Annotated in this window: 4 protein-coding genes; all 4 read right to left on the bottom strand. The window is 26.4% G+C overall.

The features are described 5' to 3' along the window. A partial coding sequence (locus ACO409_RS10630) for a hypothetical protein (RefSeq protein WP_485557087.1) occupies positions 1-611 on the bottom strand: 611 nt, incomplete at its 3' end. Between the two features lie 15 nt (positions 612-626). Continuing rightward, on the bottom strand, positions 627-905 hold the full coding sequence (locus ACO409_RS10635; protein ID WP_485557089.1) for a hypothetical protein: 279 nt from the start codon (positions 903-905) through the stop codon (positions 627-629). A gap of 295 nt (positions 906-1,200) precedes the next feature. Then, positions 1,201-1,902 carry a hypothetical protein gene (locus ACO409_RS10640; protein WP_315515151.1) on the bottom strand — a complete coding sequence of 234 codons (702 nt, stop codon included), beginning with the start codon at positions 1,900-1,902 and terminating at the stop codon, positions 1,201-1,203. A 1-nt stretch (position 1,903) separates the two neighbouring features. Beyond that, on the bottom strand, positions 1,904-2,284 hold the full coding sequence (locus ACO409_RS10645; RefSeq protein ID WP_485557091.1) for a hypothetical protein: 381 nt from the start codon (positions 2,282-2,284) through the stop codon (positions 1,904-1,906). Between the last annotated feature and the right edge of the window lie 278 nt (positions 2,285-2,562).

Raw genomic sequence — 2,562 nt, forward strand, 5'->3', positions numbered from 1 at the left:
TCGGTATCATAATTTCTTTTAGCAGAAATTTTTTTACCATTTATTACTACAAGATTTAATTTTTGTTCCACAATTTCTCTTCTCTCAAACATTATTTTTATAAATTTTAAAACTTCATTTTTAAAAGTTTTTTTTGGGATATAATAAACTCCCTTTTGATACTTAAAGTATTCATCATTCATCCACGAGATTTCAATTTTGTCGTCAACTAAATTAAAATAAACGTTTGCAGTCTTTCCCGGTCCTACCGGTGGTAAGCAGTGATTATAACACCAATCATTTAAAATAGAAACTTCTTCAATATCAACGTCATATCCTTTTTCCTCATATCTTTTATCAATTTTTTCTACTAATTCTACTGCTGTAAATTTTTTTTCTTTTTTTACTTTCAACTCATCATAGGGAAAAGGGATTGTTAAAATTTTTTCTAAACTTTTTCCACTTTTTAAACGATATGCTATAAAATATATATCTCCCAATTTATCATATTTATATTTTTCATTTTTTAATTCACATAAATCTTTCCCATCTACAAAAAATTTCAAAATATAACTTTCATACGAAATCTCTGGGAAGTATTCAAAATCAAAATAAAATTTTTTATTTTTCACGTTTCTTTCCTTTCATTATTTCATTCTATTTTTATTATATTGCACTTTTGTAATTTTTCCGTCTTTTAACATTTGTTTTAGAGTATCATTAGGAACATGTTTTCTTAAATTTTCTGTTATTTCATAAGCATGCCATTCATTTTTAGTACCACCAGTTGGTTGAAATATTATCATTTTTCCTTTATATATAGCAAACCTCTGTTTTTGGGTCGCCGAATTATAAGAATGATTTTTTAATAAATCATTACCTGTTTTAATATCAGGAATTGAATCGGGACTTGCATTTGGAGGCATTTTAGGTCCTTTATGTTTTGGGGATGGTTTATATTCTCCATTTCCACACCTTGCTTTAAACCTCTATTTATAAACAGATTCCACTTTTTATGTTCAGATTATTAAATATTTCTATAACTATATTTTAACAGACAGATTTCTTTTTAGCCATAACAAAAACCTCCAAATATTATATAGTTATTTTACCATATATTATTTAGAGGTTTACACAAAAATTTTTACACACCAAAAAATCTACATACTCTCATGAAAATGTACATATTCATACAGTTATGGAATGTACTCTTAATTTTTCTTAGTCATTAATAGGTTCAAAATCTGGTCTTCGTATATAATGAATAACCGATGGTAGTTCATCCGAAAAAATTTCTATTATTTTTTCATAAAGTTCCTTATAGTTTCCTGAAATTCCTCTATCTGAGCCAAAATATTTTATTTTTCTTGTTATAATAGCAATAATTTCTTTAGGTACAGTTGTAAACTTTCTTTTTGATGTAGGATATTTTTCTTCATTAATTTTTTCAACAATTTCTTCAATTGCATTTATTTTATTTCTGTCCATTTCTCTAAATATTTTTATTTTGAGGTCATTAGTTTTTTCATCTATATAATACAACCTTAAAGTCAATAATTCTCTTCCGAGACTTACTTTTCCATACAAAAAATATATATCTTGTTTTTTATAAACAGCAGGTATGTAATGATCTAAAAAATAATCAACTAGACTTTCTTCACTCATAAATTGTTCATATCTTTCTATAGGATTTAATTTTCCACTTACATCTGACAATAAATCTTGTCTAGAATAATAAAACAAGTTTCCACTAAAGTATAGGGTCATTTTTGACGCCATTCCGTCATTTGGTGATTCAAATAATATTTCAAAGTCACTACCTAAAGGCATATCTTCATCATAAATAGTAGGAACCTGTTCTTTTGAATACACAACTAGACTTAAAAGCAATAAAAAAATTAAAAAAAATTTTTTTGAAAACATTCTATCTACCTCTTTCCATTTCTTCTTTTATTTTTTTCATTTTCAATTCCTGTTGTTGTTCTTCTTCTTTGGTTAAATTATTAAACATAACACTAAGATAAGTTGCTCTAAAATCTAAATTATGATCCTGTCGTATCATATTTTCTGTTATATCGTCTTTCTCTTGAAAATCTCCTGTTAATCCAAATTTTGTTTCTGTAGTAGATTTTTCTTTAAAACCTGTACCAACAGTTCTATATTCTTCTATATCTCCAAATACAGCCATTTCGTCTTCTCCATCTTCAATGTTACTTATTTTTATTCCATCTTTACTAAGCCAAGTATCTGTATAATCACGACTTTTAAATCTAATATAACTTGTTGAAACTTTATAATTATTCAAAATTGGGGCTGTTGTTGTGTTATTTCCACACCTTGCTTTAAACCTCTATTTATAAGCAACTTTCACTTTTTCTGTTCAGATTATTAAATATTTCTATAACTATATCTTAACAAATAGAAAACTAGTTTTCTATTTATTTGTCCAAGATTTTGGGTATACTCCAGTATTATCTCCAAGCACAACGTTACTTCCAATTGAATTTACATCGCCTAATATTACAGCATTCTCTCCAAGCATTAGGTTACTTGCTGAATTTTCTTCAGCATGTGAATTTTTGT

This window comes from Leptotrichia sp. (genome assembly GCF_057270615.1).

Bases quoted from the DNA above. Each gene is read 5' to 3' on its own strand.
- ACO409_RS10635 (WP_485557089.1), bottom strand. From the start codon at position 905: ATGCCTCCAAATGCAAGTCCCGATTCAATTCCTGATATTAAAACAGGT.
- ACO409_RS10640 (WP_315515151.1), bottom strand. From the start codon at position 1,902: ATGTTTTCAAAAAAATTTTTTTTAATTTTTTTATTGCTTTTAAGTCTA.